The organism is Helicobacter didelphidarum (genome assembly GCF_003364195.1).
In the GTDB taxonomy this organism is placed as follows: domain Bacteria; phylum Campylobacterota; class Campylobacteria; order Campylobacterales; family Helicobacteraceae; genus Helicobacter_A; species Helicobacter_A didelphidarum.
The window spans coordinates 1-1,559 of sequence record NZ_NXLQ01000120.1; the positions used below are offsets into that span (position 1 = coordinate 1).

Annotated in this window: 1 protein-coding gene; it reads right to left on the reverse strand. The window is 30.2% G+C overall.

The window, feature by feature from the left end:
• Nucleotides 1-1,242, reverse strand: a 1,242-nt coding sequence (locus CQA53_RS11310) for an MBOAT family O-acyltransferase (RefSeq protein WP_281271193.1), incomplete at its 3' end; no start/stop codon positions are given.
• Nucleotides 1,243-1,559: the final 317 nt, after the last annotated feature.

A 1,559-nucleotide genomic window follows, 5' to 3' on the forward strand; every position in this document is an offset into this window, starting at 1 on the left:
AATCCCAAACATACTCTTCAGCAAGCTTATAGCAGTATCTAAGTTTTCAGCTCTAAAAAATATCCAAGCAATATTGACAAAATTAAAAGTAAGAATCCAACAGAGAATCTTATAAGTTTTAGATTCTAAAAATGCTATTATTTGTGAATGTCTATAATCTCTTATACTTTGTATTTCTCTCCTATTTGTTTCTTTATCTTTTTGAATACAATGAGAATCTATTGATTCCGTATTTCTTATAGAGCTTATTTCTCCTTGTTTTATCTGTGAATATGATTGAGTAATAGATGATGTATTGATAGAGATATTTAAATTCGAATCTGCTTGCTTAGTATCCACATTCTCTTTGTCCTTCTTCACTTCTCCCATATAATCTAAATCTATCTGAGAATCTTTGAACTTATAATCAAATGCCCATTGTATAAAATATCTATACATTCTATGCACACACATTGCTAATCCATGTAATATCCCCCAGATAATGAAACCTATTCCAGCCCCATGCCATACACCACTTATAAAGACTACTATAAAAAGATTTCTTAGTGTTAAGATTCTATTCAGATTAAAGAGTTTGTTTTTTGATTCTATATTATTAGTATTCCTACTTCCTCCTAATGGAATATAGAGATAATCTTTTAAGAATCTCCCTAAAGTAATATGCCATCTCCTCCAAAACTCTGATATATTTAAAGACTTATAAGGTGAAGCAAAATTGACAGGCAAAGCAATATTAAAGAGTAATCCTAACCCAATAGCCATATCGCAATATCCACTAAAATCAAAATAGAGCTGAAAGGTATAGCTTAATGAAGTAGCCCATGCTTCAAAGATATTGAGTGTGATTCCAGAATCTATTGCAGAATATCCTGCATTCGCCCATTTAGCAAAAGTATCAGCAATAAAGACTTTCTTAAATAATCCAAGAGAAAAGATAAATAATCCTCTTGCGACATTATCATATCGAAGAATCTTATTTTTTAATTTTGCAAATTGAGGCATCATATCTTTATGATGAAGGATTGGACCAGCTATTAAGTGTGGGAAAAATGTAACAAATAAAGCATAATTAATAAGATTTCTTTCAACTGCTTTTCCTTCATAACAATCTACTAAATAAGCAATCTGTGTAATAGTAAAAAAGCTAATACCAAGAGGTAAAGCAATATGCAATAATGCAAGATGAGATTCTATATGTAAAGAAGCAAGAATCATACAAAGAGATTCTATAAAGAAATCCATGTATTTGAAATAGAACAAAAGAGAGATATTAAATACAAGAGCTATGATGAGTAAAGTTTTAGGATTCAACTTGGAAGCTATTGTATCTTGTAATGCAGTGAGAGTGTTCTTATCATTATGAAGAGAGTAATGAGTTGTTTGATGTGTATTTGTGTTGTGAGAATCTCTGCTTTGTATATTCTTTAGAGATTCTAGAATCTTTTTATTTTCTTCATGAAGAGTTTTTTCACTTTCACTATACTGAGAATCACAAAAACTACTTGTTTTAGAATCCCCCTCTTTTAACTCCACTAATTCATTATATACATTGGGGGGGG